This window comes from Streptomyces sp. S.PNR 29 (genome assembly GCF_030386795.1).
Lineage (GTDB): Bacteria > Actinomycetota > Actinomycetes > Streptomycetales > Streptomycetaceae > Streptomyces.
In genome coordinates this window covers 133,786-159,800 of sequence record NZ_JANUQM010000002.1, presented here as the reverse complement: position 1 = coordinate 159,800, position 26,015 = coordinate 133,786, and the positions used below count along the sequence as shown (strand labels likewise).

Sequence of the window (26,015 nt, the reverse complement as noted above, 5' to 3'; positions counted from 1 at the left end):
CGTCGAGCGCCGCCGCAGGCGCGGTCAGGTGCACCACCACAAGAAGCGGTTGCAGGTCTCCGAGGGCGACGGCTTCGGAGACGGGTCCGACTTCGTCGGCTCGGCCGTCGGAGTCGGTGACGACGCCGGTGGCGTGGCCGCGGGGGCCGTGGTCGGGGCGTTCGGGGACGGGGCGGCCGGTGCGGACCGGGCGCCCTTGTCCTTGTCCTCGTCGTCCTGGCGGTCCTTCGCCTTGTCGTCCTTCGGGGACTTCGACGCCGACGCCGACGCAGAGGCGGAGGCACTCGGAGACGGCGACCCCGACGCCCCCGCCCCGGCCCCGTCGTCCAGCGGCTCGCCGGTCGCCCCGGCCTCCGCCGACGCTCCGCCCTCCGCCGAGTCGTCCCCGGCGGCCGCCGGCTTCGGGGACTTGCCGGGCGCGTCCATGCCCAGCTCCGCCAGGCTCAGACCACCGGCCGCCAGCACGAACCCGGCGGTGATCAGCAGGGTTCTGCGCCGCCTCCGACGGTGCGCGGCGGCTTTGCGGTCGCGGCGACTCGCCGCGCCGCCGGGACCGGCCGGCGAGTCGCCGGTCTCCCGCCCGCGCGCCCGCCCGCGGCCACGCCCCTCGCGGCGCCGGGCGGCACGGCCCGGCCGCTCGGCTTCGGCCTCGTAGCCGTCGGCCTCGTAGTCGGCCTCATGGGCGGCGTCCTCGTACCGGTCGTCTTCGTACCCGTCGTCCTCGTACCCGTCGTCGTACCGCTCGCCGTACTCCCCGTCATGGCTCTCGTCGTACTCTGCGGGAGCCTCCTCGGGGATCCCGTACGACTCTGCGGGCTCGTACGGCGACCGCACGTCGCTCTCCCCCGCGTGCGCGCGGAGTGTTTCGGCTGAGATGCCGCACCCCGGGCAGGCGAGGGCGCCGTTGAGGTGCCGTCGGCACGGGTGGCAGAAGTCCATGACGCGGGAAGATTAAGTTCCCGCGCGGTAACGTTCCTAGTGCCAGCTGTGAATGTTGTGTGGGGAACGGGCCGTTCCGGCATGGGCAGTTGAGATGTGCAGTCGAGGCGTACCGAAAGCGGTTTTCGAAACTGCCGAAACCGTTATACGCCTGCCCCATTGACACTCCCCGTGCCCCGTCCTTACTGTCACGCCAGCATTTCGAACGTGTGCCGAAATATCGAACACACACGAACCGTACACCAGAGCACTCCAACCGAGCCGACGAAGCCGAAGAAGCAGACGAACCAGCAAGGGGCTACTGCCGTGCGCATCACCGGAATCAGCACACACGTGGTCGGGACGCCGTGGCGCAACCTGACGTACGTCCAGGTGCACACCGACGAGGGGGTCACCGGAGTCGGTGAGACCCGGATGCTGGGGCACACCGACGCCCTCCTCGGCTACCTGAAGGAGGCCGAGGTCAACCACATCCTCGGTTCCGACCCCTTCGCAGTCGAGGACCTCACGCGTCGCATGAAGTACGGCGACTACGGGCGGGCCGGCGAGATCGTGATGTCCGGCATCGCCGTGATCGAGATGGCCTGCTGGGACATCAAGGGCAAGGCCCTCGGCGTCCCCGTCTGGCAGCTGCTGGGCGGCAAGGTCACCGACAAGGTCAAGGCGTACGCCAACGGGTGGTACACGACCGAGCGGACGCCGGAGGCCTACCACAAGGCCGCCCAGGGGGTCATGGAGCGCGGCTACAAGGCGCTCAAGATCGACCCCTTCGGCACCGGGCACTTCGAGCTCGACCACGAGCAGACCCTGTACGCCGTGTCGCTGATCGAGGCCGTTCGCGACGCCATCGGCCCCGAGGCCGAGCTGATGCTGGAGATGCACGGCCGGTTCTCCCCGGCCACCGCCGTCCGGCTCGCCAAGGAGCTGGCCCCCTTCAAGCCGGCCTGGCTGGAGGAGCCGGTCCCGCCGGAGAACCTGAAGGCGCTGGAGAAGGTGGCCGCCAAGGTCGACATGCCGGTCGCGACCGGAGAGCGCATCCACGACCGCATCGAGTTCCGGGAGCTCTTCGAGAGCCAGGCCGTCGACATCATCCAGCCGGACGTCGGCCACATCGGCGGCATCTGGGAGACCCGGAAGCTCGCCGCGACCGCCGAGACCCACTACATGCTGGTCGCCCCGCACAACGTCGGCGGCTCGGTCCTCACCGCCGCTTCCCTCCAGGTCGGCTTCACCTCACCGAACTTCAAGATCCTTGAGCACTTCAACGACTTCGCGGACGCGGAGATCAAGAAGGTGATCAAGGGCGCCCCGCAGGTGAACCCCGAGGACGGCTGCTTCCACATCTCCGACGCGCCCGGCCTGGGTGTCGAGCTGGACGTGGACGCGGCGGCGGAGTTCCCGCAGCAGCAGGCCCGCTTCGACCTGTGGGCGGAAGGCTGGGAGCAGCGCAAGCCGAAGGCCACCAAGTGAGCTCGGCCGTCGTCATCGAGGCGCCGGGCGAGCACCGGCTCGTCCCGCACGAGCCGCGCGACCCCGGCCCCGGCGAGGCCCTGGTCCGGGTCCACGCCGCCGGGATCTGCGGCAGCGACCGCGAGGTGTACCAGGGCAACCGGCCCGAGGGGTACGTGCGCTACCCGCTCACCCCCGGCCATGAGTGGTCCGGGACCGTCGAGCGGGTCGGTGCCGGCGTCCCCGGGTCCCTGGTCGGCCGCAAGGTCGTCGGGGAGGGCTTCCGGAACTGCCAGGTGTGCGACCGCTGCCACGCGGGCGAGACGACGCTGTGCACGGCCGGCTACGAGGAGACGGGGTTCACCCAGCCGGGCGCCATGGCGACCACGCTGACGCTCCCGGCCCGTCTCCTGCACGTGCTGCCGGACGACGCCGACCTCACCGCGGCGGCCCTGCTGGAGCCCGCCGCCTGCATCGCGGCCGCCGCGCTCAAGGCGAACGCGCTGCCCGGCGAGAAGGTCGCCGTCGTCGGCACCGGCACGCTCGGCATGTTCGCCGTGCAGTTCCTGAAGGCCGGCTCCCCGGCCGAGCTGCTGGTCGTGGGCACACGGAGGGACCGGGAGGCGCTGTCCCGGCAGTACGGCGCCACCGACTTCCGTACGAAGGACGAGGAACTCCCGGACGACTTCGACGTCGTGATCGAGACCGCCGGGTCCGCCGACGCCGCGCGCGTCTCGGCCTCGCTGCTCAGGCGCGGTGGCCGGCTGGTGCTGACCGGCATCCCGGCGCCGGGCGCCGAGGGTCTCGACCCGACGGACCTGGTCGTACGGCAGCTGGAGGTGCACACCGTCTTCGGGGCGCCGCCGGACGCCTGGGCGCACACGGTGCGGGTGTTCGGGGCCGGTCTGCTCGATCCGCTGCCGCTGGTGACGCACGAGCTGCCGCTCGCCGAGTTCCCGCGCGCCATCGAGCTGGTGGGATCCGGCGATCCGAAGGTGGGCAAGGTACTGCTCCACCCCTAGACGTACGCCGGTACGGGGGCAACCTGACGGCTCCCGTACCGGCGTACACCCATCCCCCCGCACGCTGAGCCGCGAACTCCGTCCGACATACCGAACACGAAGGACACCTTGTGACCGACGCTTCCACCACGGCAGCCCGCAGGCCCGGTGAGCAGGCGCTCACCGCCCTCGGCCTGGGCGCGCCCGCCCTCGACCCCGCCGACGCCTCCCCGCACTCCTTCCCCGGCGGCGGCCGCTGGCGCACCGAGATCCCCTCGTGCGAGGGTCCCGAAGCGCTGGCCGTCGTCCTCAAGGAAGCCTCGCGGCTCGACGTGCCGATCCACCGGATCAGCCAGGGCAGCGGCGTGTGGATGCTGACCGACGCCGAGATCACCGAGATGGTCGACGCGACCGGCGAACGTGACATCGAGCTCTGCCTCTTCACCGGCCCGCGCGGCACCTGGGACATCGGTGGCTCGACCCGTACCGACTCACGCGGCGGGGGTCTCAGAGCCCGCGGCCACGACGCGGTGGCCGGCTGTGTCGAAGACGCCGTCCGGGCGACGGAGCTGGGCGTCAAGTGCCTGCTCGTGGCCGACGAGGGCGTGCTGTGGACGCTGCACCGGGCACGGGCGGCGGGGATCATCCCGGCCGACACCACGCTCAAGGTGTCGGCGCTCATCGGGCCCGTCAACCCGGCCTCGTACGCGGTGTACGAGCGTCTCGGTGCCGACTCCGTCAACGTGCCCAGCGATCTCACGCTGGACCACCTCACCGAGATCCGCCGGGTGTCCGGCGCTCCCATGGACATGTACATCGAGGCCCCCGACGACCTCGGCGGTTATGTGCGGATGTACGAGGTCGCCGAGCTGATCCGGCGCGGCGCACCGCTCTATCTGAAGTTCGGCCTGTCCAAGGCCCCCGGGATCTACCCGTACGGCACCCACATGCGGGACCTGACCCTGGCCACCGCCAAGGAGCGGGTGCGGCGCGGCCGGCTCGCCCTGGACCTGCTCGCCCGCCATGGGGCGGACGGAGACATGGCGCCCCTCGGCTCACGACTTCCCGGCGATCTGCAACGTTTCGAAATCCCGTCATAACGTTCCGGACAATCGCCTTCACAGAAGAAACCACAGCCGCGCACAATCCCACACATCTCTTCTCGGTTTTCCGGCATGACCACCCGGAGCGACTTCGGACTGCCTGACCGAGCCCTGCCTCACACATCAAGGATGATGACCATGCACAACCGCAGAGCCGCCCTCACCGCCATAGCCGGAGCCGCCTCCCTCGCCCTCACCCTGACCGCCTGCGGCCAGAACAGCGAGGGCGGCAGCAAGGAGAGCGGCGGCGACGCCAAGGGCGGCACCATCGGCATCGCGATGCCGACCAAGTCCTCCGAGCGCTGGATCGCCGACGGCAAGAACGTGGTCGCGGACCTGGAGTCCAAGGGCTACAAGACCAAGCTCGTCTACGGCGAGGACGACCCCGACCAGCAGGTCTCTCAGGTCGAGAACCTGATCACCCAGGGTGTCAAGGCGCTGATCATCGCCGCCATCGACAACAAGTCGATGAACAACGTCCTGCAGCAGGCCAAGGACGCGAACATCCCGGTCATCTCCTACGACCGCCTGATCCTCGGCACGCCGAACGTCGACTACTACGCGTCCTTCGACAACGAGAAGGTCGGCGAGCTCCAGGCCACCTACATCGTCGACAAGCTGGGCCTGAAGGACGGCTCCAAGAAGGGCCCGTTCAACATCGAGCTGTTCGCCGGCTCGAACGACGACAACAACACGCGCTACTTCTTCGGCGGCGCGATGAAGGTCCTGCAGCCGTACATCGACAAGAAGCAGCTGGTCGTGAAGTCCGGCCAGACCAAGCTCAACCAGGTCACCACCCTGCGCTGGGACGGCGGCACCGCCCAGAAGCGCATGGACGACATCCTCACCTCGGCCTACAAGAGCGACCGGGTCGACGCGGTGCTCTCCCCCTACGACGGCATCTCCATCGGCATCCTGTCGGCGCTGAAGTCGGACGACTACGGCTCCAAGAGCAAGCCGCTGCCGATCGTCACCGGTCAGGACGCCGAGGTCGCCTCGGTGAAGTCGATCATCGCCGGTCAGCAGTCGATGACCGTCTACAAGGACACCCGCGAGCTCGCCAAGGTGGCCTCCAACATGGTCGACGCGGTGCTGGACGGCAAGAAGCCCGAGGTCAACGACGAGAAGACCTACGACAACGGCTCGAAGGTCGTGCCCGCGTACCTGCTGGAGCCGGTGGCCGTCGACAAGTCCAACTACCAGAAGGTGGTCGTCGACTCCGGTTACATCAAGGAAAGCGACCTCAAGTAACCGCCGCACCCTAGGGATTGGAAGGCACGACCATGGCGGGACCCGTCCTGGAAATGCGCTCGATCGTCAAGACCTTTCCCGGCGTCAAGGCGCTGTCGGACGTCACCCTGACCGTCCGGCAGGGCGAGGTCCACGCCATCTGCGGGGAGAACGGCGCCGGCAAGTCGACCCTGATGAAGGTCCTCTCCGGCGTCCACCCGCACGGCACCTACGAGGGCGAGATCCTCTTCGAGGGAGAGGTCTGCCAGTTCAAGGACATCCGGGCCAGCGAAGAACGCGGCATCGTGATCATCCATCAGGAACTGGCCCTGGTGCCGTACCTCTCCATCGCGGAGAACATCTTCCTCGGCAATGAGCACGCCACGCGCGGGATCATCAACTGGACCGAGACGCTCAAGCACGCCACCGAACTGCTGCGCCGGGTGGGTCTCAGCGACCACCCGGACACCCGCGTCGCCGACATCGGCGTGGGCAAGCAGCAGCTCGTGGAGATCGCGAAGGCGCTGTCGAAGAAGGTGAAGCTGCTCATCCTGGATGAGCCGACCGCCGCGCTGAACGACGAGGACAGCGGCAAGCTCCTGGACCTCATCCTGGAGCTGAAGAAGCAGGGCATCACCTCGATCATCATCTCCCACAAGCTCAACGAGATCCGCAAGGTCGCCGACTCGGTCACGATCCTGCGCGACGGCCGCACCATCGAGACGCTCGACGTGAAGGCCGCGGAGACCACCGAGGACCGGATCATCAGCGGGATGGTCGGCCGCGACCTGGAGCACCGCTTCCCGGAGCGGACCCCGCACCAGCCGGAGGAGGGCGCCGCGCCCGCCCTGGAGATCCGGGGCTGGACCGTGCACCATCCGATCGACCAGCAGCGCAAGGTCGTCGACGACGTGTCGCTCCAGGTGCGGCGCGGCGAGATCGTCGGCATCGCGGGCCTCATGGGCGCCGGGCGCACCGAACTGGCGATGAGCGTCTTCGGGCGCACCTACGGCCGGTACGCGGCCGGCACGGTCCTCAAGGACGGCGAGGAGATCCGTACCAAGACCGTCCCCGAGGCGGTCAAGCACGGCATCGCGTACGTCACGGAGGACCGCAAGCACTACGGTCTCAACCTCATCGACACCATCAACCGGAACATCTCGCTGACCGCCCTGAGCAAGGTCGCCAAGCGGGGTGTGGTCGACGAGCACGAGGAGCGGCAGGTCGCCGAGGGCTTCCGCAAGTCCATGAACATCAAGGCGCCGACCGTCTTCGAGCCGGTGGGCAAGCTGTCCGGCGGCAACCAGCAGAAGGTCGTCCTCAGCAAGTGGATCTTCTCGGGTCCGGACGTGCTGATCCTGGACGAACCGACGCGCGGTATCGACGTCGGCGCCAAGTACGAGATCTACACGGTCATCGACCAGCTGGCCGCCCAGGGCAAGGCGGTCGTCTTCATCTCCTCCGAGCTGCCGGAGCTGCTCGGCATGTGCGACCGCATCTACACGATGGCCGCGGGGCGGCTGACCGGTGAGTTCTCGCGGGCCGAGGCCTCACAGGAATCGCTGATGCGTCAGATGACGAAGGACAAAGAGGTAACCCGATGAGCACGGATGTGACCGCCAAGAGCCCGGCCCCCGCGCCGCCGGGCGGCAGCGGAGGGGCCGCGGGCGACGGCCTGCTCCAGCTGATCCTGGAGGGCATGCGCCGCAACATGCGGCAGTACGGCATGCTGATCGCCCTCGGCCTGATCGTGGTCCTGTTCGCCGTGTGGACCAACGGCGACCTGCTGCTCCCGCGCAACGTCTCCAACCTGGTCCTGCAGAACAGCTACATCCTGATCCTCGCGATCGGCATGATGCTGGTGATCATCGCGGGTCACATCGACCTGTCGGTCGGCTCGCTGACGGCGTTCGTCGGGTCGATGGCCGCCGTGTTCATGGTCAAGAACGACATGCCGTGGCCGCTGGCCGTGCTGCTGTGCCTGGCCGTGGGCGCGATCGCGGGCGCGGTCCAAGGGTTCTTCATCGCGTACGGCGGCATACCGTCGTTCATCGTGACCCTGGCGGGCATGCTGATCTTCCGCGGCCTGACCGAGATCTTCCTGGACGGGCAGACGCTCGGCCCGTTCCCCGACGGTCTGCAGAAGGTCGCCAACGGCTTCCTGCCCGAGGTCGGCCCGACCACCAACTACCACAACCTCACGTTGCTGCTCGGCTTCGCCCTGATCGCGTTCGTGATCTTCCAGGAGGTCCGCGACCGCAAGCGGCAGCAGGAGTTCTCCCTGGACGTCCCGCCCACCAAGCTGTTCCTGCTGAAGCTGGTCGCGATCGGCGCCGCCGTGCTCACCCTGACGATGCTGCTGGCCAGCTACAAGGGCGCCCCGATCGTCCTGCTCATCCTGGGTGTGCTGCTCGTCGGCTTCGGCTACGTCATGCGCAACGCGATCATCGGCCGCCACATCTACGCCATCGGCGGCAACCTGCCCGCGGCCAAGCTGTCGGGTGTGAAGGACAAGAAGGTCACCTTCCTGGTCTTCCTGAACATGGGCATGCTCGCCGCCCTGGCGGGTCTGGTCTTCGCCGCCCGCTTCAACGCGGCCTCTCCCAAGGCCGGCCTCAACTTCGAGCTGGAGGCGATCGCGGCCTCGTTCATCGGCGGCGCGTCGATGAGCGGCGGTGTCGGCACCGTGCTCGGCGCGATCATCGGTGGCCTGGTCCTGGGCGTGCTGAACAACGGTATGAACCTCGTCGGCATCGGCACCGACTGGCAGCAGGTCATCAAGGGCCTGGTGCTGCTGGCGGCGGTCGGATTCGACGTGTGGAACAAGCGCAAGGTCGGTTCGTAGAACGGACCGGGCCCCGCCGGAAGGCGGGGCCCGGTTCTTTCCACGAGCAGTTGGCTGCGGCGGACTCGGCCGCCACCGCACTCGGCGGAACGGCACACGCCACGGGAGGCAGGAAGCCGGTGAAGACCCTCTTCGGCAAGCTCGCCGACGGCACGGAGATCCACAGCTGGTCGCTGGAGAACGGCGGCACCCGTCTGAAGGTCCTCTCCTACGGCGGCATCGTGCAGTCGCTGGAGATCCCGGACCGGGAGGGCCGGTACGCGAACGTCTCCGCGGGCTTCGGCACCATCGAGGACTACGTCGCCAGGAGCCCGTACTTCGGCGCGCTGATCGGCCGTTACGGCAACCGCATCGCCAAGGGCCGGTTCACCCTCGACGGCGAGAGCCACCAGCTGTCCGTCAACGACGACGCGAACAGCCTGCACGGCGGCGCCACGGGCTTCGACCGGCGTGTGTGGGACGTCGAGCCGTTCACCGAGGGCTCCAACGTCGGCCTGCACCTGTCCTGCACGAGCGTCGACGGCGAGATGGGCTACCCGGGCACGCTCAGGACGAAGGTGACGTACACGCTCACCAGGCAGGGTGACTGGCGCATCGACTACGAGGCCACCACCGACAAGGCCACCGTCGTCAACCTCACCAGCCACGTCTACTGGAACCTGGCCGGCGAGGGCAGCGGCACGATCGAGGACCACGAGCTGACGATCCGCGCGTCCCGCTACACGCCCACCGACTCCGGCCTGATCCCCACGGGCGAGCCGGCCGAGGTCGCCGGCACCCCCTTCGACTTCCGCAGGGCCAAGCCGATCGGCCGGGACCTCCGCGACGCCCACCCGCAGCAGATCAACGCCAAGGGCTACGACCACAACTGGGTCCTCGACAAGGGCGTCACCGCGAAGCCCGAGCACGTCGCCACCCTGCGCGACCCGCGCTCCGGCCGCACCCTGAAGATCGCGACCACCGAGCCCGGCCTGCAGTTCTACTCGGGCAACTTCCTCGACGGCACCCTGGTGGGCACCAGCGGCCGCACCTACCGCCAGGGCGACGCCCTGTGCCTGGAGACGCAGCACTTCCCGGACTCGCCGAACCACCCGTCGTTCCCGTCGACCGTGCTGCGACCGGGGCAGACGTACCGGACGACGACGATCCACTCGTTCGGCTGCTGACGCTCCGACCCGCCTTCACAGGTGGTTGACGAGTTCTGGCCGAATCCTCAGGCGTTGAACAGTGTCACCCGAGCCTCCGTATGTAAGGGCGGCCCGTGCTCCCCCGCGCGGGCCGCCCTCAAACCTCGGGTCCGTCCGTGCCCAACGGATCCGCCCCATACGGAGGTTCCATGGCCGACAACGTCACCTCGCTGTTCCGCAGCACTGCGGCGCACAGCCCGTCCATGGCGGCGTTGACACGCGAGGGCGGCGACGGAGCCGGCCCGGTGGACTTCTGTATCCCCTGCAACCCGTACTTCCCCACCCCCGCCATGTTCGAGGAGATGGCGGGCAGACTGCGCGACATCATCACGTACTACCCGAGCAGCGCCGACACCATCACGGCAGAGCTGTGCAGCCTGCTCCAGCTGCCGCCGCAGTGCGTGGCGATGGGCAACGGCTCCACGGAGCTGATCACCTGGATCGACCACCTGCTGGTGCGCGAGTCCCTCGCCATCCCCGTCCCCACCTTCGGCCGCTGGACCGACCAGCCGATGGAGACGGGCAAGCGGGTCGACATGTTCCCGCTCCAGGAGTCCAGCGGCTTCGCCCTGGACCTCGCGCAGTACGCCGAGTTCATCCGCTCCCGCGGCACCCGGGTCGCCGTCATCTGCAACCCGAACAACCCCGACGGCGGCTTCCTGCACAAGCACGCGGTGGTGCAGTTCATGGACGCGCTCGCCGACCTGGACCTGGTCGTCATCGACGAGTCGTTCCTGGAGTTCGCCGACGCCGAGGCCGAACCGTCCGTCGTGCAGGAGGCGATGCTGCGCCCGAACGTCATCGTGCTGCGCAGCCTCGGCAAGAACTTCGGCCTGCACGGCATCCGCTTCGGCTACCTGGTCGCCAACCCGGCGCTCGCCGGCCGCGTCCGCTCCATGCTGCCCAAGTGGAACCTCAACTCCTTCGCGGAGCACGTGGTGTTCATGCTCAAGGAGCACGGCGCCGAGTACGCGCAGAGCCTCCAGCAGGTCCGCCGCGACCGCCTGGACATGGCGGCCCAGCTCTCCGCGCTGCCCGGGCTGACGGTCTACCCGTCCCAGGGCAACTTCCTCTTCGTGCGCCTCCCCGTGGGCGCCGAAGGCACCGTGGTCCGGGACCGGCTGCTCACCGAGCACCGGATCCTGGTCCGCGAGTGCGGCAACAAGATCGGTTCATCGAGCCGCTTCCTGCGCCTCGTGGTGCGCCCCCAGGTCGACGTGCGTCGCCTGGTGTCCGGCCTGGAACAGGTGCTCTACGGGACGTCCAGGAGGGGAGCCGCCGTGCCCGAGCTGGGCACCGGGACCAGCTACAGCTCGGGTACGGCGGCGGTGGACCGTCTGGTGAGCGAGACCAACGGGTCGGGCATGCGGGGGCTTGCCGCTCAGGCCGCCGGTGCCGGCGCCCCGGGGATCGCCCCCGCCCCGGCCGTCGGCACCGGCATGCCGCTCCCCGCCGCCGCGTCCGCCGCTCCGGCGGGCATGGGCGGCGGGATGCCGATGTCGGCGGCCGCCCAGCCTGCTCCCCAGCCCGCGCCGGTGCCTCGGCCCACACCGATGCCCCAGCCGGCTCCGGCCCAGCCCCTCGCCCCGGTGGCCCAGATGCCGGCTCCGGAACCGATTCCGGCACCGATTCCAGCACCGGCACCGATTCCGACGCCCGCCCCGGCCCCGGCCCCCGCGCCCATGGGCCCCACCCCGCCCGGCGTCCCCGCCCGCGGAGGTCTCACGGCCGCCCAGGTCAGAGGCACCAACGGTCTCGCACCGGCGCCGGCGACCGGCTGGCCGGGCACCCAGAGCTGGCCGAACGCTGCGGGGATGGGGCAGGCGGGGTAGGGCCTCCCGGACCGGGCTAGGGTCTGTTGCGAAAGTGGCGTCGTAGCCCGAAGGGCGGCCGCGCGTCGGCCGGCGCGTGCTCTGGGGGTACCCCCTGCTCGAAGAGCTTGGGGGAGTGCCGCCCGGAAGCCCTCGTACTGGGCGTACTCGGGCTTTCGGGCGGTGCGGCGAGAGTGCGTGCCGGGCGTCGCGCGGCAGGCGGCACTTTCGCAACAGGCCCTAGCAACCACCGCAGTTGTAGTAGGTCACATCCCAGTGGTTGCCCTCGTCGGCGTAGACGTTGCCGGCCCCGGACCTCCACTGCAGAGCCCCATCGCCGCGCGGTCCGATGTAGGTGAAGGTGCTCTTGATGTAGTCACCGATACATGTGTACTTGCTGTAGTCGAGCTTGTAGCCGTTCCAGTGGGAGTACGTGCCACTGGCGTGGCCGGTCTCGGTGCCGCCGGTGATGTTCAACGGGCAGCCACTGGCCCGCTTGAGGGTCTGGGCCCCCTGAGCGGTCTCCAGGTTGAGCTGCTCGAACGAGGTGCACGTGGGGTTGGAGCGGTCGGAGCAGTTGCCCGAGGACGACCAGGTGATGCCGGCCTCCCGGAACATCGAGGTGGCCGTGACGTGGCTGATCTTGGTCACGGCGAACGCGTCGGTCGCGCCGGTCAGGACACCGAAGCCGGGCGCGCACAGTGCGCCGAGCACGAGGGCCTGCGCGGTGAGGACGGAGCGGAGTTTCACGGCTTCCTTCCCGCCGGGAACGAGTGGGGACTGCTGCGTGCCGATCAGGCGGCCCAGCTGCCGGTGGCCACCGGGCCCGACCAGAATTGGAACTTGAACTTGGTGCCGTTCAGGACTGCCGTCGCGATCACTGCCCACTGCCCGGACTCGGCGTACGTGTATTCGTCCTGGCAGTACGGGCTCCCCGACGTCGGATCGAAGCACACCCTGACCCAGCGGTTGCTGTTGGTCCTGATGTTGATGTCGTTGCAGTTGCTGGTGGCCGTGAGCCACGTACCGCCCGGATAGCCGGACGGGTAGTAGTAGGACCCTTCGGGCTTGTAGTAGGACCGCGCGGTGTCGTAGCAGGCCTGGATGCCCACATCGCTCTGCGTGGCCGCACCCGCGGTGGTGCCGCCCGCCACGAGACCGCTCAGGGTCATGGCCAGCGCGCTGGCGACCACGGCGGCCTTCCGGCTCTTCATTCGCATGACCGTTGCTTCCTTCCGGGTAGGGAATGTGATCGCTCCTTCACTGTGACGAGCCCCGGCCCACCCGGCCACGCCTTTGCGTCTGGACGCAAAAGCGGTGGTTGACCCGTTTCAGCGTTGTCCCGTCGAGAGCGGCGCGGCATCCTCGGCCTCACCTTGCAGCGAACGCCTGGGGGGTGACCGTGCTGCGCATCCATTTCACTTCGGAGGACCTCTTACGGACCCGCGTTGCCGCAAGCCCCGACCCCCTGTGGGAAATCGCCAGCAGTCTGCACCGCCTGCAGACTTCGACGGGGCGCTGGGCCTACTCCGGCTGGTACCGCAAGGCCCGCTCCGCCATCGCCGAACAGCAGCTGACCGCCGCGGTGCACAGCGTGCTGATCCCGTTGTTCCCCCGCGCGACCTATTTCCCCGACTTCCTCACACCGGCTGAGGCGAGCCAGGGCCTGGAGAGCGGACTCGCCGCGATACTGGACACCCCACCCGCCCGCGTCCGGCGGGAGATCGGCAAGCTCGCGAAGGTCAGACAGGTGCCGACGGACCTGTTCCGCTTCGCCGACAAGGACGTGCGCGCGGACCTGGTGGCGGTGCTGCGCAAGTATCACAACACCGTCATCATTCCGCACGGCGACACCATGCAGGCCCGCATCGATGCCGAGCGCGCCCTGCGCGGACGCGATCTGCTGCGCGGCGGTACCGAAGGGCTGCTCTGCGGCCTGGGGCGGGGCATGCGCTGGAGACCGCCCGTCCTGGAGGTCGAGTACGTGGGCGGAGTCGATCGCGATCTTCGCCTCAACGGCCGTGGCCTGCTTCTGATTCCCTCCTATTTCTGCTGGCAGCAGCCGGTCTCCTTCGCCGACCCGGACCTGCCGCCGGTCCTGCTGTATCCGTTGCTGCCGTCCGGTCCCGAGCCGCTGCCCCGCCGGGCGGACGCGCCCCTGCCCGCCCTGCTGGGGCACACCCGCGCCGCGGTGCTGCGCGCGGTGGCACACGGCGCCACCAACAACGAGGTCGCCCGGGCCGTCGGCGTCTCTCCGGGCAACGCCAGCCGTCACACGACGGTGTTGCGTGACGCGGGGCTCATCGCCAGCCACCGGCATGCGAACACCGTCCTGCACACCCTCACACCGGTCGGCGCGGCGTTGCTCGGTCTCTCGTGCTCGCCGGATCGCACCTCGACTGCGGGCACGGACACCGGTCACGCGGCCGCTCAAGGAACGGGCCGTTCCAGCCGGTCGGCGGGAACGGCCCGTTGAACTCGGACTCGGCTCGGGACAGACCCTAGGGTCTGTTGCGAAAGTGGCGTCGTAGCCCGAAGGGCGGCCGCGCGTCGGCCGGCGCGTGCTCTGGGGGTACCCCCTGCTCGAAGAGCTTGGGGGAGTGCCGCCCGGAAGCCCTCGTATCGGGCGTACTCGGGCTTTCGGGCGGTGCGGCGAGAGTGCGTGCCGGGCGTCGCGCGGCAGGCGGCACTTTCGCAACAGGCCCTAGACCGGATCGAGCCGCCACTGCTGGCAGGCGTTGTTCAGCCAGCTCCACTGCCGTACGTCGGCGGAGTCGGCCGTCGAACAGTTCGCGACGTCGGCGACCTTGCCGGTGGCCTGGTTGACGATCCGTACGTAGCCGCTGTCGGTGGCCAGGAACCGGAACCGCTGGCAGGTGTTGTTCAGCCAGGACCACTGCCGCAGGTCGGCCCCGTCGGCCGAGGAGCAGTCGGCGGTGTCGAGGACCTTGCCGGTGGCGACGTTCACCAGCCGGCTGGTGTCGTCCCCGAGGTCCTCGACGCGCCACCGCTGGTTGCTGCCGCCGTTGCAGCCGTACTGCTGCACGTTGGCGCCGTCGGCGGTGGAACTCCCGGCGACGTCGAGGCACTTGCCGCTGTTCCGGTTGGTGATCGTGTACGTCGTCGACACGGACGACGGCTCACCCGACGGCCCGGGCATGCTCGCACCGAGCCTCACGGGCGTACCGAAGTTCGGTGTGCCGTCGGCGTTCCAGGTGAACTTCTGCGCCCGCGTGGTACGCCCGTTGTCGCAGCCGTCGGAGGCGGAGTCGTTGGCGTGGTACACGATCCAGCTCTCGGTGCCGTCGGGCGAGGTGAAGAAGCCGTTGTGCCCGGGCCCGTAGACACCGTTCGCATCGCTGCGCTGGAACACCGGCGTGGACTTCTTCGTCCAGGAGGACGCCGCCAGCGGATCGGAGCCGGTGAGGGTGAGCTGCCCCAACTTGTAGTCGGGGGTCCAGCATCCGCTGGCCGAGTAGACGAGGAAGGTCTTCCCGCCCCGCTGGAGAATCTCCGGCCCCTCGTTGACCGTGCCGTTGCGCTCCCAGTCGTAGGTCGGCGTGGAGATGGTCGAGAAGGAGGTGGCGAGGGTGTACGGGTTGGACATCCGGGCGGCGACGAGGTTCTGCGTGCCCCCGCCGGCGCTCCCGAACAGATACAGCTGCCCGTTGATGGTCGCCACCGTCGGGTCCAGCATCCAGGAGGAGTTGAGCTGGTTCTTGTAGGTGTACGGCCCCATGGGGTCGGACCCGGCGCTCTCCAGCACATGCGTGCGCTGCGTCGGGTTGTAGTCGGACACGTTCTGCCCGGCAACGTAGTACAGGTACCAGCGGCCATTGAGGAAGTGCAGCTCGGGCGCCCAGATGTTGCAGCACCGCGAGGCGGCGTCGCCCTTCCACACCTGCACGCCGGGCGCGGTGGCGAGCCCGGCCAGGGTCGCCGACTTGCGGATGGTGATGACGTCGGTCCAGCTCGTCGTCACCAGGTAGTAGTTGCCGTTGTGGTACGAGATCCACGGGTCGGCACCCTTGACCGCCTTGACCGGGTTCGCGAACGAGGCCGCGGTCGCGGACGGCTGACCCAGCGAGAGGGCGAGCAGCAGCGCTGCCAGCAGGGTCAGTATGCGACGGGCCATCCGCTGCTCCAGTTCAGGAGGTTGATGCCGAGCTTGGGCGTGCCGTTGTCGTTGCCGTCGTAGTAGTGGTAGACGATCAGGTCCCCGTCGGAGTCCTTCATGATCGACTGTCCGCCGGGCCCGATGATGCTGCCGTGCGACTCAAGCACCGGGGTCCCCCCGTTGTTCATCATCGAGACGCCGTTCTTGTCGTAGTACGGCCCGGTGACGCTCGTTGCCCGGCCCACCTTGACCTTGTACGTCGAGCTGGTCCCGTTGCAGCAGGTGTCGTAGGAGGCGAAGAGGTAGTAGTACCCGTTGCGCTTGACGATGAAGGGCGCCTCGACGGCCTTGGTCCCGGTGGGCCGGGAGGCGAGCGAGTACCGGGTGGTGTTGGAGGACAACTGCTTCCCGGTGGACGGATTGATCTGGATCATCTTGATCCCGGTCCACCAACTGCCGAACGACAGCCACCACTTGCCGTCGCTGTCGACGAACAGGTTCGGATCGATGGCGTTGTAGTCGCTGGACGAGTTCGACGTGTAGACGATGCCCTGGTCGGTCCAGCTGCCCGGCTGCCCGGTGGTGGAGGTCGCCAGTCCGATGGCCGAGGTGTTCGAGCCGAACTTCGAGACGGAGTAGTACAGCAGGTACTTGCCGCCCTGGTACGAGATGTCCGGCGCCCAGGCCTCCGGGACGGAGGAGTACTGCGACCACCAACTGGGCCGTGCGGAGAAGGCGTCGGCACCGGCGCTGAAGGCGGTGCGGTCGGACGACCTCTTGTTGCTGATACCGCCGCCGGTGGCGTACAGCAGGTACTGGCCGGACGAGGTGCGGATCATCGTCGGGTCGTGCACGACGACGGAGCCGGTGACCCGGCCCGGATTGGGGTACGCCGACGCCGTGGACGGAATCAGGGCGAGCACGGCGGCGGCCGGGACGGCCAGCAGTGCGGTTCTGAGGCGGCTCATACAGTGACGCTCCTTCGCGGTGGGGGGAACGACATCTATTCGACATGTCGAACAACGGTCGCGTCGTCGGACGGACCGTAGAATCGAACCCCTTGCGCGTCAATGCTTCTCACACACCCCGCTCGCCCAACGGCTGGATAACCACGGGCGCTCGAAGGTGACACGCTGGTGAATTCACTCAGGAAGACGACCTTCCATCTCGCCAACCCACACCCCGGCTGGTCACCATGACCTCCCCATCCACCTTGGCCCCGCTCGGAGTTGACCGTGAACGGCTTCCCCTGGGAGATCACCTTCGCCGTCCTCGGTCTGACCGTCCCCGTCGCCGCGGCCCTGTGGGAGTTCGTCCTCGCCGGCCGCAAACGGCTCGGCTACCGGGTCCAGATGGACACGACCGCCGGGGAGGCGGCCGCCAACCCGTACGCCGGAGTGCTCCAGCAGATGCAGCAGACCGGCGGAGCGCCGCTGCACGAACCGTCGTTCGTGCTGCTGCGGTTCGAGAACAGCGGCTGGGCCCCGATCGTGGAGGACGACTACCTGGCTCCCGCCCAGGGCCCGGTGGGCATCCACGTCAGGTTCCGGGGCCGCCGCGTCGTCGGCATGGTCGTGACCGAACTCAGCCGCAACGAACTGCGCCCCTTCTTCGTTCCGCCCGGCAACGAGGACGACACGGACGGGAACTCCCCTCCGAACATCCCGGGCCTCGGCGTCACCGACGGCCGGATCGAGCTGCCCAAGGTGAGGCTCAACCGCCGCGACTACTACAAGGTGCTGGCGGTCCTGGAACGCGAGGCGGGCTTCACGGCCGACACCTTTCCCGACCCCGAGGTCACCGCCGGCATAGTCGGCGGAGTACGCGGCGGGGCGATCCGGAAGACCGAGTACTACCCGTTCGCGTCGAGACGGGTCAGATGGCTGCTCGCCGCCCTGGTGCTGGTTCTGGTCGGCCAGTCGCTGTTCACCTTCACCCGCGACGAGGTCGTCGCCGCACCGCTGGACTGCGCCGAGGGCACCCTCACCCTGTCCGGGTCGACGGCGTTCGCACCAGTACTGCGGGAGGCCGCGCGCCAGTACGAGAAAAAATGCAGCCCGGGCGCCCGCATCCCCATCACCGACGACACGTTCAAGGGCAGCGTCGCGGGGCTCGACACCCTGGCGAAGGCGGGTGAAAACGCCAAGCTGAAGGGCGGCCAGGGCATGGGCGACCGGCTGGCGTTCAGCGACGGCCAGAGCGCCGAACGCCCCCAGCTGGTGCCGCGCCCCGTCGCCCTCTCCCTCTTCGCGCTGGTCGTCAACCCGGACACGGGGGTGAAGAATCTGACCCGTCGGCAGATCAGGGACATCTACGCCGGCAAGATCACCAACTGGAGCCGGCTCAACGGCAAGGACGTCCCCATCCACCTCGTCAGCCGCTACCCCGGCTCCGGCACCCGCGCCACCCTCGAACGCCAGGTCCTCGGCAACAAACCCCTTCCGGCCGTCACGGCCGGCGACTGCGCGTCCCTCGACGACGACCGCCCGGGCCGCTGCGAGGTCGGCGACACCCAGACCCTCCTGGACACCGTGGCCACCACCCCCGGCGCCCTCGGCCACAGCGAGATCGGCGCGGCCACGGCCCACTCCGGCGTCCAGCCGGTCCGCATCGACGGCTTCAAGGCCGACCTGGAGGGCGTGGACGACGGCGCGTACCCGTACTGGCAGACCGAGTACGCCTACACCTACGGCGAACCCCCCGCTGACTCCCCAGCCGCAAGCTTCCTGCGCTACCTGGCCAACGAGGTCGGCAAGGACATCATCCGCTCCCACGGCGACCGGCCCTGCTCGGAGCTGGAGCGGCCGTTGCTGTGTCGGCCGGGCTAGGCAGGTCCACCTCGGCACGGACGGTCTTGCCGGGCCCCGCGTCCCGCTCCAGCACCTCCCAGGGGTCGGCGAGCGCATCGACCAGGACCAGCCCGCGCCTCGACCAACGCATCGAGCGGTAGCCGACGCACGACCGGCGTCACCAGCGCCACACAGCACCACCGCCCGCCCGGCGCGCGCCGGGCGGGCGTGTTCGCTGCGGTTGTGCCTCGGCAACCGTATGCTGGTCGGTAGGTCAATCACCCCGCGCGCAACGGTGGTTGCCACAGGAACGATCCATATCGGCCCGACCCAGCAGGGGGCGAAGGAAGGGCATGGACGTCAGACTACGGCTGCCCGACGATCCGGACGGCGGCGAACTCAAGCAGCTGTACGACTGGTTGATCAGGGACCAGGAACTGCACCACCACGCGGACATCTCGTTGCGGGAGAGCGGCATCGAGACCGAGACCGACGACACGAGCATGGGCGGCGTCCTCGACATCGTGCAGCTCGTCCTCGAGTCCGTTCTCCAACTGGCCCTTCTCGGCGCCGCGATCGTCGAGTGGCGCCGGGCCCTGCGGCCCCGTTCGTCCATCGTCATCGAGCACGACGGCACGACGGTGACGCTGCCGCCCGACGCCACCCCCGATGAGGTGCAGCGGTTCGTGGACACCCTCCGGGACACGGACCGGCCCCCGGAGGACCCGGAGGACTCCCCACCCGCCCCGTCTCCGGAAGACGGCAACCGGTGACCGAGGCGCCACCGGACCCCGGCGCCTCCGCGGCCGTCCTCCTCGGCGTCGGCTCGTACCGGCACATCCCCGGACTTCCGACGGTGGCCAACAACCTCACCCGGTTCAAGGAGGTGCTGAGCGACAAGAGGATCCTGGGCCTGCCCGAGGAACGGTGTTTCACGCAGGCCGATCCGGCGACATCGGCCGAGCTGATCGACCCGGTCATCGAGGCGGCCAAGCTGGCGCGCGACACGCTGATCATCTACTACGCCGGGCACGGGTTCATCGACCGGCACGGCGCGCTGCACCTCACGCTCGTCGGGTCGAGGTACGGAGCACGGCACACGGCGGTGCCGTACGAATGGCTGCGGGACGCCCTTCTGGAGTTCAGCCGGGCCCGGCGTCGCGTCGTCATCCTCGACTGCTGCTACAGCGGACGCGCCATCGACGACATGGCGGGCAAGGAGACACCGCTGTCCGCGGCGGCGGGTGTGCGCGGCACCTACGTCGTGACGTCCTCCGCGGAGAACGTCAAGGCGCTGGCCCCGCGCAAGGAGGAGTGCACGGCGTTCACCGGAGAGCTCGTCCGCGTCCTGCGGGACGGTGTGCCGGGCACGAACGGTCAGGAGAAGGACCGGTACCTGACCCTGGACATGATCTACGACCAGGTCCGGGACTCCCTGCGGGACAAGCAGCGTCCCGTGCCGCAGGTGCAGGACCGGGGCCGGATCGGTCCGCTCCCTTTCGTGCACAACGTGGCGGTGCAGGCGCCGCCCGACCCGCCGCCACGGCGCAGGAGGGGGTGCGTGGCGGCCGTGGCCCTGGGTGTCGCGCTGGCGGCCGTGGCGGGAACGTCTCCCCTGTGGTGGCCCGGCGACGGCGGCGCCGCGTCGGACGCCTGCTCCCCGCGCGCCGCGCTCCTCGGCTTCTCGGACCGCCTCGACAAGTCGACGTTCGAGGGCGAGGGCGTCTACGGCCTCTCCTCCCTCGCCCTGACCGGCACCTCCACGGCGCTGTCCCTGGCCGACAACTCACCACCGGTGCTGTACTCCCTCTCCCTGGGCGAACCGGGACACTCCCCGAAGCCCCGGATCACGGCGATGACACAGCTGCTGCGGGACAACAGCGACGCATACGGCGCCGAGGGCTTCGACGGCGAGGCGATCGCCCTGGAGAAGGGCGGCAGAACGGCGCTCGTGGCCTCGGAGGCCGCCCCCTCGGTCACCCGCTTCGACCTCAAGACGGGCCGGCCGCTGGACGAACTGAAGGTGCCGGACATGTTCCGGCCCCCTCCGCACGGCACCGCGCAGACCAACGCGATCTTCGAATCACTGGCGCTCTCCCCGGACGGCCGGCACTTGTACGTCGGCCTGGAGGATCCCCTCAGCCGCGACGGCTCCTACCAGGGACGTGCCCGCATCCGTATCCTCCGCTACTCCGGCACACCGGGCGGCCGCTACGTCCCCGACCGTCAGATCGCCTACGAGACGGGCTCGGGCAGGCAGCTGGCGGAGCTCACGCCGATCGGGGACGGGGAACGCTTCCTCGCCCTGGAGCGGGGCTACACCGAGGGCCAGGGCAACACCGTGCGCATCTACGAGGTATCGCTGAACGGCCTCCCGGACGTCGCCTCGGCCACCTCCCTGGCAGGCCTGCCGTCCTCCGCCTTCGTCCGCAAACGCGAACTCGTGGACCTCGGCGACTGCCCGCCCTCCGGCGCCAGGGCGAACCAGCCCCAGGTCAACCCCCTCCTCGAGAACGTCGAGGGCATGGCCCTCGGCCCACCCCTGACGGACGGCAGGCACAAGGGCCGCCGGCCGCTGTACCTCGTCACCGACGACAACAACGACGCCGACCAGATCACCCGCTTCTACACCCTGGCGGTCGACGTGCCCTGAAGTGCAAGGGCCCGGAGCCGGGAACGTCCCCGGCTCCGGGCCCCTCCCGTTCAGGACCCCGGGCACTCCTTCCACGCCATGTGGTACACCGTGCTGATGTCCCCGTCCGTGGAGTCCATGGTCATGAAGCTGACCTTGTCGGCCGCGGACGTCCCGGCGCTGACCCGCAGCTCGGTGTTGATGTTGAAGTTGCGCTGGACACCGCAGGGCGCGTAGACGAGTTGGGCCCAGTCCGTGGTGTCGGTGGCCTGCCAGTTGTCGTTGTAGGGGCCGTTGAAGGGGTGGCTGCGGGCGGCCGTGCTCGGGGAGCCCTGGAAGTAGTACGAGGCTCGCTGGACGCCGCTCGCGCCGTTCTGCAGGGAGGCGTAACCGCGGTAGTCGGCGCTGGCGATGGCGTAGGTGAAGCCCTGGGGGACGTGGACGATCAGGCTGAGCTGGCAGTTTCTGCGGGCCGCCGTGGGGTCGGAGTTCCCCCCGGCCTGGGCGAGGTAGTCGCTGTAGGTCACGGTGAAGGCCGTGTTGTCCTCGGAGACGGCGACGGCCGCGGTGCCCTGCGGGCAGCCCGAGCCGTTCACCGTGGCGACCTTGATGACGATCTTGTCCGGCGGCGGGTCGACGAACCCGTCGGACGGGGCTTGCGCGGGCAGCCCGGTGGTGACGAGCGCGGCGATCGCGCCGCTCAGGAGCAGGCCACTGGCCATGGTTCTCCGATCCGTTCCGTGGGGGGTGGCGACAGTCGTGCGAAGGTGCGCGTGATCGTCATGCGCATGCCAACAAGGCAGCGCACGCACTCCCAGCCTGTGGAGAAAAGATGAAGAGCCTGTGAAGGACGGGAGCGGTCGCATCGTACGCATCCGGGCATGGACCGGCCAGGTCCATCTCCGGCCATTCCCAGGCGAGCGGCGGCTCGTACGGCCATCATGGGGCGCCGCAGCGTACGCGACGGCCAGCCGCTAGCGTCGACCGGGCACGCACAGGCAACAGGAGACACTCCCTTGGGGCTCAGCAGACGTACATTCAGCGCCCTGGCCGGCACCACGGTCCTCGGCCTCGCGCTCGGCGGCAGCGGCGGTGCGACACCGCGGGCCTCCGCGGCCCGGACGGTGCCCACCGGCCCACCGCCGGGTCCGCCGCGCGCCGACGGGGCGCGGCACGAGGTCGGCTTCGACCGGTACTCGGCGGTGATCGACGGCAAACGCCTCGTGCTGTGGGCCGGTGAAATGCATCCCTTCCGGCTGCCGAGCCCGTCGCTGTGGCGGGACGTGCTGGAGAAGATGCGCGCCCACGGCTACAACACGGTCGGCATCCGCGTCGCCTGGAACCACCACTCCCCCGCGCCCGGCCGCCACGACTTCACCGGCGTGCGGGACCTGGACCTGTTCCTGCGCACGGCCGCCGAGACCGGCCTGTACGTGATCCTGCGGCCCGGCCCGGCCATCGGCGCGGACGTCGACCGCGGCGGCCTCCCGGGCTGGCTGACGGCGGTGGAGGAAGGGAGCCGGGAGCGGCACGTCGACGCGTGGCTGACGGCGGTGGACTCCATAGCCGTGCGCCACCTGTACACCAAGGGCAGAGGCACGGTCCTGCTGTACGAGGTCGAGGACCGGTACCGGGGCAAGGTGCGCGCCGACGGCATCGACGTACCCCTTCTCCCGCACGCCCCGGACGGGAACGGGCACACCGACGGGTGGCCGGATCCGTGGGGTGGCAAGGGGTACGCGGAGACCCGGCGGGTGCGGGGCGCGGCGTACGCGCGGCGGGAGCACCTGGCCGAGCTGACCGACCGTGTCGCCCTGCACGAGGTCACCATGGCGTTCGGCGGCACCTCGTGGGGGTGGCTGCCCGCGCCGGACGTCTACACGTCGTACGACTACGGCGCGGCCATCGACGAGGGGCGGAAGCAGACCCCCGAGCTGGCCCCGCTGCACCAGCTCGGGCACCTGCTGCACCACGTCCCGGACTTCGCCCGGCTGGACCGTGCGGCGCGGGTGCGGGCCACGGACCGGCGGATCGAGGTGTCCCACCTGGCCAACCCCGACACCGGCTCGCAGGTGTACGTCCTGCGCAACGACTCCGACGAGGCGGTCACCGCGACGCTGCCGGGCACCGGGATCGACGTGCCGGTGACCGTCGCGGCCCGGGACGCCAAGCTGCTGGCCACCGGGCTGCCCCTGGGGGAGCGGAAACTGGCGTTCTCCACCGTGCAGCCCATGCTGTTCCTGAACGCCGGGCAGCAGGACATCGCCGTGTTCGCGGGGCGGCGCGGCGAGATGGCGCAGGTCGTGCTGGAGTGCCCGAGCGAGCCGACGCCGATGCGGCTGGACGTGGAGCCCGCGTGGGCGTACAGCGACGGCAAGCTGCGTGTGACGGTTCCGCTCGGGGCCGGCGGGCTGAGCCGCGTCAGGGTCGAGGGCGGCGGGTCCGACCGGCCGCTGCTGCTGTTCTTCGCCGACGACGCGACGTCGCTGCGGCTGTGGCCGTTTCGGACGCCGTCGGGCCCGGTCCTCGTCTACGGCCCGGCGCTGGTCCGGAACGTCACCCTGCGCGGCGGCACCGTGCAGCTCATCGGCGACACGATCGACCCGACCGGCCTGGAGGTGTGGGGGCCGCGCGGCCTGACCGACGTCACCTGGAACGGCGGCGCGGTGCGCACGCGCGTCAGCGCCACCGGCAGCCTGCTGGCCCTGGCCCTGCTGCCCGGGGTCCCGCGGGTGACGCTGCCGCCGCTGGAGGGCTGGCGGCGGCGGGCGGAGAACCCCGAGTCGGCGCCGGACTTCGACGATGCGGCGTGGACGGTCGCCGACCGGACCGCCTCGGCCGGCTCCACCCCCGTGCCCGACGGGCAGCCCGTCCTCTTCGCGGACGACTACGGCTTCCACTACGGCGACGTCTGGTACCGGGGACGCGTCACGGACGCCGAGGGCGCCGACTCCGTGTCGCTCGCCTACAGCACCGGCACGCAGGGGTTGCTGATGGCCTGGCTGGACGGCAGGCCGCTGGGCACCCACCGGATGCCGGTGCCGGAGAACGGCACGGCGGGAAAGGGCAGTTGGACGGCGACGGCGACCTTCCCCGTGCCGGAGAAGCTCCGCGAGCGCGACGACCACGTCCTGTCCGTGCTCGTCCGGCGCATGCAGCAGGACGACGACGCAGCGGCCCGCGGGCTGACCGGGGTCACCTTCAAGGGGGCCTCCCCGAAGGTCCGTTGGCGGCTCCAGGGCGCGACCGCGCCCGATCCCGTGCGCGGGCCGCTGAACAACGGCGGGCTGTACGGCGAGCGCGAGGGCTGGCATCTGCCGGGGTACGACGACCGCGACTGGGCCTCCGCCGAGCTGCCCCGGGACGACCGGCGGCAGGGGGTGACCTGGTACCGGACCACCTTCCGCACGGCCGTCCCCCCGGGCATCGACGCCTCGGTCGGGCTCGTCCTCGACGACGATCCGGACCGCGCCTACCGCGTCCAGATCTTCCTCAACGGCTGGAACCTGGGGCAGTACATCAACGATGTGGGTCCGCAGCACACCTTCGTCCTGCCGAACGGGATCCTGCGCACCCGTGGCACCAACACACTGGCGCTGGCGGTCCTGTCCGACGGGACCACCCCGTCCGGACCGGCGAGCGTCCGCCTGACGCTGCTGGGGGCGGCAGCGGGAGGAGTGCCGGTGGAACCGGTGTGACCGGATCGAGCCGTCCCCGCGCATTGCCTTCTCCGGCAGGCTGGTTCACCGTTGCCTCCCCAGACCGCCGAAGAAGGAGGGGGAACTCCGTGCGAAGACGGCGTTTCATCAGCGGATTACTCGGTGCCGGGGCCGGGCTCGGCCTTGTCCCGGCGAGCGGCGGGCCCGCACCAGCGGCCCCCGCCCGTCCCCTCGGGGACCCTCACGGCTGGCAGGCCGTCCCGGCCCCCGACTGCACCCCGGCCGCCCAGTTGCTGGGCGTGGCCGCGGCCGGGCCCGCCCTCGCCTGGGCCGTCGGCGAGGAGGGCCGCAACGGCAGCACGCGCGGCACTCCGCTCGCCCTCGCCTGGGACGGCACCGCCTGGACGCGCACCGGCCTCGCCCACCTGGGTTTCAGCGGCCAGCTGCGCTCGGTCGCCGCCACCCCCGGCGGCTCCGCCTGGGCGGTCGGTGCCGACGCCTCCGGCAGGGCCCGGCTGCTGACCTGGGACGGGCAGACCTGGCAGGACACCGACTTCCCCGGCCGGGGAACGTCGGGCACCTCCCTCACCGGGGTCACGACCGGTCCCGACGGCCACGTCTGGATCTCCGGGCGCAGCAGCGGCTCCGTGCTGCTGCACGGCCACGACGGCGACTGGACATGGGTGCCCGCGCCCCCGAGCGGCACCAGCGCCACCCCGTCGGGGGTCCGCGCGACGGCCGGCGGTGACGTCTGGGTCTACGACAGCGCGTTCGTCGCCCGCTGGGACGGCGCCGCGTGGACCGAGCTGTCCGCGCCCCCCGGCATCCGCGCCACCGTCACCGGGCTGCTCCCCGTGGCCCGCGACGACATCTGGCTCACCGGCTACTCGTACGGCGTCGGCGGCCCGCCCGGAAAGCCGCCCAGCGTCACTCTCCTGCACGGGGACGGCACCTCCTGGACGTACGTCACGGCGCCGTTCACCGTGGGCATGCTGACCTCGATCGCCGGCGACGCGCAGGGCGGGCCCGACCGCATCGCGGGGTGGGACTTCTGGGACCAGACCCGGGCCCACTACCTGCGGTGGGACGGCGCGGCCTGGGTGAGCGAGCGCGGCCCTGCCGCCACGACCCCGGTGCTGCTCACCGCCCTCGCGACGGTGCCCGGTTCGGCGGAGTACTGGGCGGTGGGTACGACGTCCTCGTCGCCGTACCCACCGGCCCAGGTGCGCATCGAGCGCTAGCGCTGTTCCGAC

General features: G+C 70.0%; 20 protein-coding genes. 14 read left to right on the top strand and 6 right to left on the bottom strand.

Translation table 11 applies throughout. From position 1 onward, the window contains the following. Window positions 1-24: 24 nt before the first annotated feature. Window positions 25-834, bottom strand: coding sequence for a hypothetical protein (locus NW895_RS05320; protein ID WP_289934109.1), 810 nt, complete (start codon window positions 832-834; stop codon window positions 25-27). Window positions 835-1,245: 411 nt separating this feature from the next. Between NW895_RS05320 and NW895_RS05315 the strand changes: the two genes are divergently transcribed. The 8 genes from NW895_RS05315 to NW895_RS05280 all read left to right on the top strand — a co-directional run bounded on the left by NW895_RS05315 (window position 1,246) and on the right by NW895_RS05280 (window position 11,586). Beyond that, window positions 1,246-2,409: a mandelate racemase/muconate lactonizing enzyme family protein gene (locus NW895_RS05315; RefSeq protein ID WP_289934108.1), complete on the top strand. Its 1,164-nt coding sequence runs from the start codon at window positions 1,246-1,248 to the stop codon at window positions 2,407-2,409. Further along, the gene (locus NW895_RS05310) at window positions 2,406-3,410 is read left to right on the top strand and encodes an alcohol dehydrogenase catalytic domain-containing protein (protein ID WP_289934107.1); all 1,005 of its coding nucleotides are present in this window, start codon (window positions 2,406-2,408) and stop codon (window positions 3,408-3,410) included. The genes NW895_RS05315 and NW895_RS05310 overlap by 4 nt, the downstream gene beginning before the upstream one ends. A gap of 110 nt (window positions 3,411-3,520) precedes the next feature. Further along, window positions 3,521-4,489, top strand: coding sequence for a hypothetical protein (locus tag NW895_RS05305; protein WP_289934106.1), 969 nt, complete (start codon window positions 3,521-3,523; stop codon window positions 4,487-4,489). 141 nt (window positions 4,490-4,630) lie between these two features. After that, a complete protein-coding gene (gene chvE / locus NW895_RS05300; RefSeq protein ID WP_354670071.1) occupies window positions 4,631-5,743 on the top strand; it encodes a multiple monosaccharide ABC transporter substrate-binding protein in 1,113 nt (370 codons plus the stop codon). A 32-nt stretch (window positions 5,744-5,775) separates the two neighbouring features. Continuing rightward, window positions 5,776-7,326 carry a multiple monosaccharide ABC transporter ATP-binding protein gene (mmsA, locus tag NW895_RS05295; RefSeq protein WP_289934104.1) on the top strand — a complete coding sequence of 517 codons (1,551 nt, stop codon included), beginning with the start codon at window positions 5,776-5,778 and terminating at the stop codon, window positions 7,324-7,326. Continuing rightward, window positions 7,323-8,567 (top strand): multiple monosaccharide ABC transporter permease, encoded by a 1,245-nt coding sequence (gene mmsB / locus NW895_RS05290; protein ID WP_289934102.1) that lies wholly within the window; start codon window positions 7,323-7,325, stop codon window positions 8,565-8,567. The genes mmsA and mmsB overlap by 4 nt, the downstream gene beginning before the upstream one ends. A gap of 50 nt (window positions 8,568-8,617) precedes the next feature. Next, on the top strand, window positions 8,618-9,733 hold the full coding sequence (locus tag NW895_RS05285; RefSeq protein WP_289934100.1) for an aldose epimerase family protein: 1,116 nt from the start codon (window positions 8,618-8,620) through the stop codon (window positions 9,731-9,733). A gap of 170 nt (window positions 9,734-9,903) precedes the next feature. Further along, window positions 9,904-11,586 (top strand): histidinol-phosphate transaminase, encoded by a 1,683-nt coding sequence (locus NW895_RS05280; RefSeq protein ID WP_289934098.1) that lies wholly within the window; start codon window positions 9,904-9,906, stop codon window positions 11,584-11,586. Between the two features lie 219 nt (window positions 11,587-11,805). Here NW895_RS05280 and NW895_RS05275 read toward each other — a convergent pair whose 3' ends face one another. Both NW895_RS05275 and NW895_RS05270 read right to left on the bottom strand, forming a co-directional pair. Beyond that, complete coding sequence (locus NW895_RS05275) at window positions 11,806-12,315, bottom strand: hypothetical protein (RefSeq protein WP_289934096.1); 510 nt, start codon at window positions 12,313-12,315, stop codon at window positions 11,806-11,808. Window positions 12,316-12,359: 44 nt separating this feature from the next. Next, window positions 12,360-12,785 carry a hypothetical protein gene (locus NW895_RS05270; protein WP_289934095.1) on the bottom strand — a complete coding sequence of 142 codons (426 nt, stop codon included), beginning with the start codon at window positions 12,783-12,785 and terminating at the stop codon, window positions 12,360-12,362. A gap of 182 nt (window positions 12,786-12,967) precedes the next feature. Between NW895_RS05270 and NW895_RS05265 the strand changes: the two genes are divergently transcribed. After that, window positions 12,968-14,041 (top strand): winged helix-turn-helix domain-containing protein, encoded by a 1,074-nt coding sequence (locus tag NW895_RS05265; protein WP_289934094.1) that lies wholly within the window; start codon window positions 12,968-12,970, stop codon window positions 14,039-14,041. A 228-nt stretch (window positions 14,042-14,269) separates the two neighbouring features. On the opposite strand, the gene NW895_RS05260 is transcribed toward NW895_RS05265, so the two are convergent. Together NW895_RS05260 and NW895_RS05255 are read right to left on the bottom strand one after the other, a co-directional pair. Next, complete coding sequence (locus NW895_RS05260) at window positions 14,270-15,700, bottom strand: family 43 glycosylhydrolase (protein ID WP_289934093.1); 1,431 nt, start codon at window positions 15,698-15,700, stop codon at window positions 14,270-14,272. Beyond that, window positions 15,682-16,650, bottom strand: coding sequence for an arabinan endo-1,5-alpha-L-arabinosidase (locus tag NW895_RS05255; RefSeq protein WP_289934092.1), 969 nt, complete (start codon window positions 16,648-16,650; stop codon window positions 15,682-15,684). The genes NW895_RS05260 and NW895_RS05255 overlap by 19 nt, the downstream gene beginning before the upstream one ends. Before the next feature lie 267 nt (window positions 16,651-16,917). On the opposite strand from NW895_RS05255, the gene NW895_RS05250 reads away from it, so the two are divergent. The 3 genes from NW895_RS05250 to NW895_RS05240 all read left to right on the top strand — a co-directional run bounded on the left by NW895_RS05250 (window position 16,918) and on the right by NW895_RS05240 (window position 21,124). Continuing rightward, a complete protein-coding gene (locus NW895_RS05250) occupies window positions 16,918-18,510 on the top strand; it encodes a substrate-binding domain-containing protein (protein WP_289934091.1) in 1,593 nt (530 codons plus the stop codon). 314 nt (window positions 18,511-18,824) lie between these two features. Further along, on the top strand, window positions 18,825-19,244 hold the full coding sequence (locus NW895_RS05245; protein ID WP_289934090.1) for a hypothetical protein: 420 nt from the start codon (window positions 18,825-18,827) through the stop codon (window positions 19,242-19,244). Next, a complete protein-coding gene (locus NW895_RS05240; protein WP_289934088.1) occupies window positions 19,241-21,124 on the top strand; it encodes an esterase-like activity of phytase family protein in 1,884 nt (627 codons plus the stop codon). Before NW895_RS05245 ends, NW895_RS05240 begins: the two co-directional genes overlap by 4 nt. Window positions 21,125-21,174: 50 nt before the next feature. Here the strand turns inward: NW895_RS05240 and NW895_RS05235 are convergent, their stop codons facing one another. Then, window positions 21,175-21,825, bottom strand: coding sequence for a DUF4360 domain-containing protein (locus NW895_RS05235; RefSeq protein WP_289934087.1), 651 nt, complete (start codon window positions 21,823-21,825; stop codon window positions 21,175-21,177). A 294-nt stretch (window positions 21,826-22,119) separates the two neighbouring features. Between NW895_RS05235 and NW895_RS05230 the strand changes: the two genes are divergently transcribed. Both NW895_RS05230 and NW895_RS05225 read left to right on the top strand, forming a co-directional pair. Further along, window positions 22,120-24,801, top strand: coding sequence for a beta-galactosidase (locus tag NW895_RS05230; protein ID WP_289934086.1), 2,682 nt, complete (start codon window positions 22,120-22,122; stop codon window positions 24,799-24,801). Between the two features lie 89 nt (window positions 24,802-24,890). Further along, the gene (locus tag NW895_RS05225; protein WP_289934085.1) at window positions 24,891-26,003 is read left to right on the top strand and encodes a hypothetical protein; all 1,113 of its coding nucleotides are present in this window, start codon (window positions 24,891-24,893) and stop codon (window positions 26,001-26,003) included. Window positions 26,004-26,015: the final 12 nt, after the last annotated feature.

Coding starts and splice junctions, on each gene's coding strand:
- chvE (WP_354670071.1), top strand. CDS start 4,631: ATGCACAACCGCAGAGCCGCCCTCACCGCCATAGCCGGAGCCGCCTCC.
- mmsB (WP_289934102.1), top strand. CDS start 7,323: ATGAGCACGGATGTGACCGCCAAGAGCCCGGCCCCCGCGCCGCCGGGC.
- NW895_RS05260 (WP_289934093.1), bottom strand. CDS start 15,700: ATGGCCCGTCGCATACTGACCCTGCTGGCAGCGCTGCTGCTCGCCCTC.
- NW895_RS05245 (WP_289934090.1), top strand. CDS start 18,825: ATGGACGTCAGACTACGGCTGCCCGACGATCCGGACGGCGGCGAACTC.
- NW895_RS05280 (WP_289934098.1), top strand. CDS start 9,904: ATGGCCGACAACGTCACCTCGCTGTTCCGCAGCACTGCGGCGCACAGC.
- NW895_RS05270 (WP_289934095.1), bottom strand. CDS start 12,785: ATGCGAATGAAGAGCCGGAAGGCCGCCGTGGTCGCCAGCGCGCTGGCC.
- mmsA (WP_289934104.1), top strand. CDS start 5,776: ATGGCGGGACCCGTCCTGGAAATGCGCTCGATCGTCAAGACCTTTCCC.
- NW895_RS05235 (WP_289934087.1), bottom strand. CDS start 21,825: ATGGCCAGTGGCCTGCTCCTGAGCGGCGCGATCGCCGCGCTCGTCACC.
- NW895_RS05255 (WP_289934092.1), bottom strand. CDS start 16,650: ATGAGCCGCCTCAGAACCGCACTGCTGGCCGTCCCGGCCGCCGCCGTG.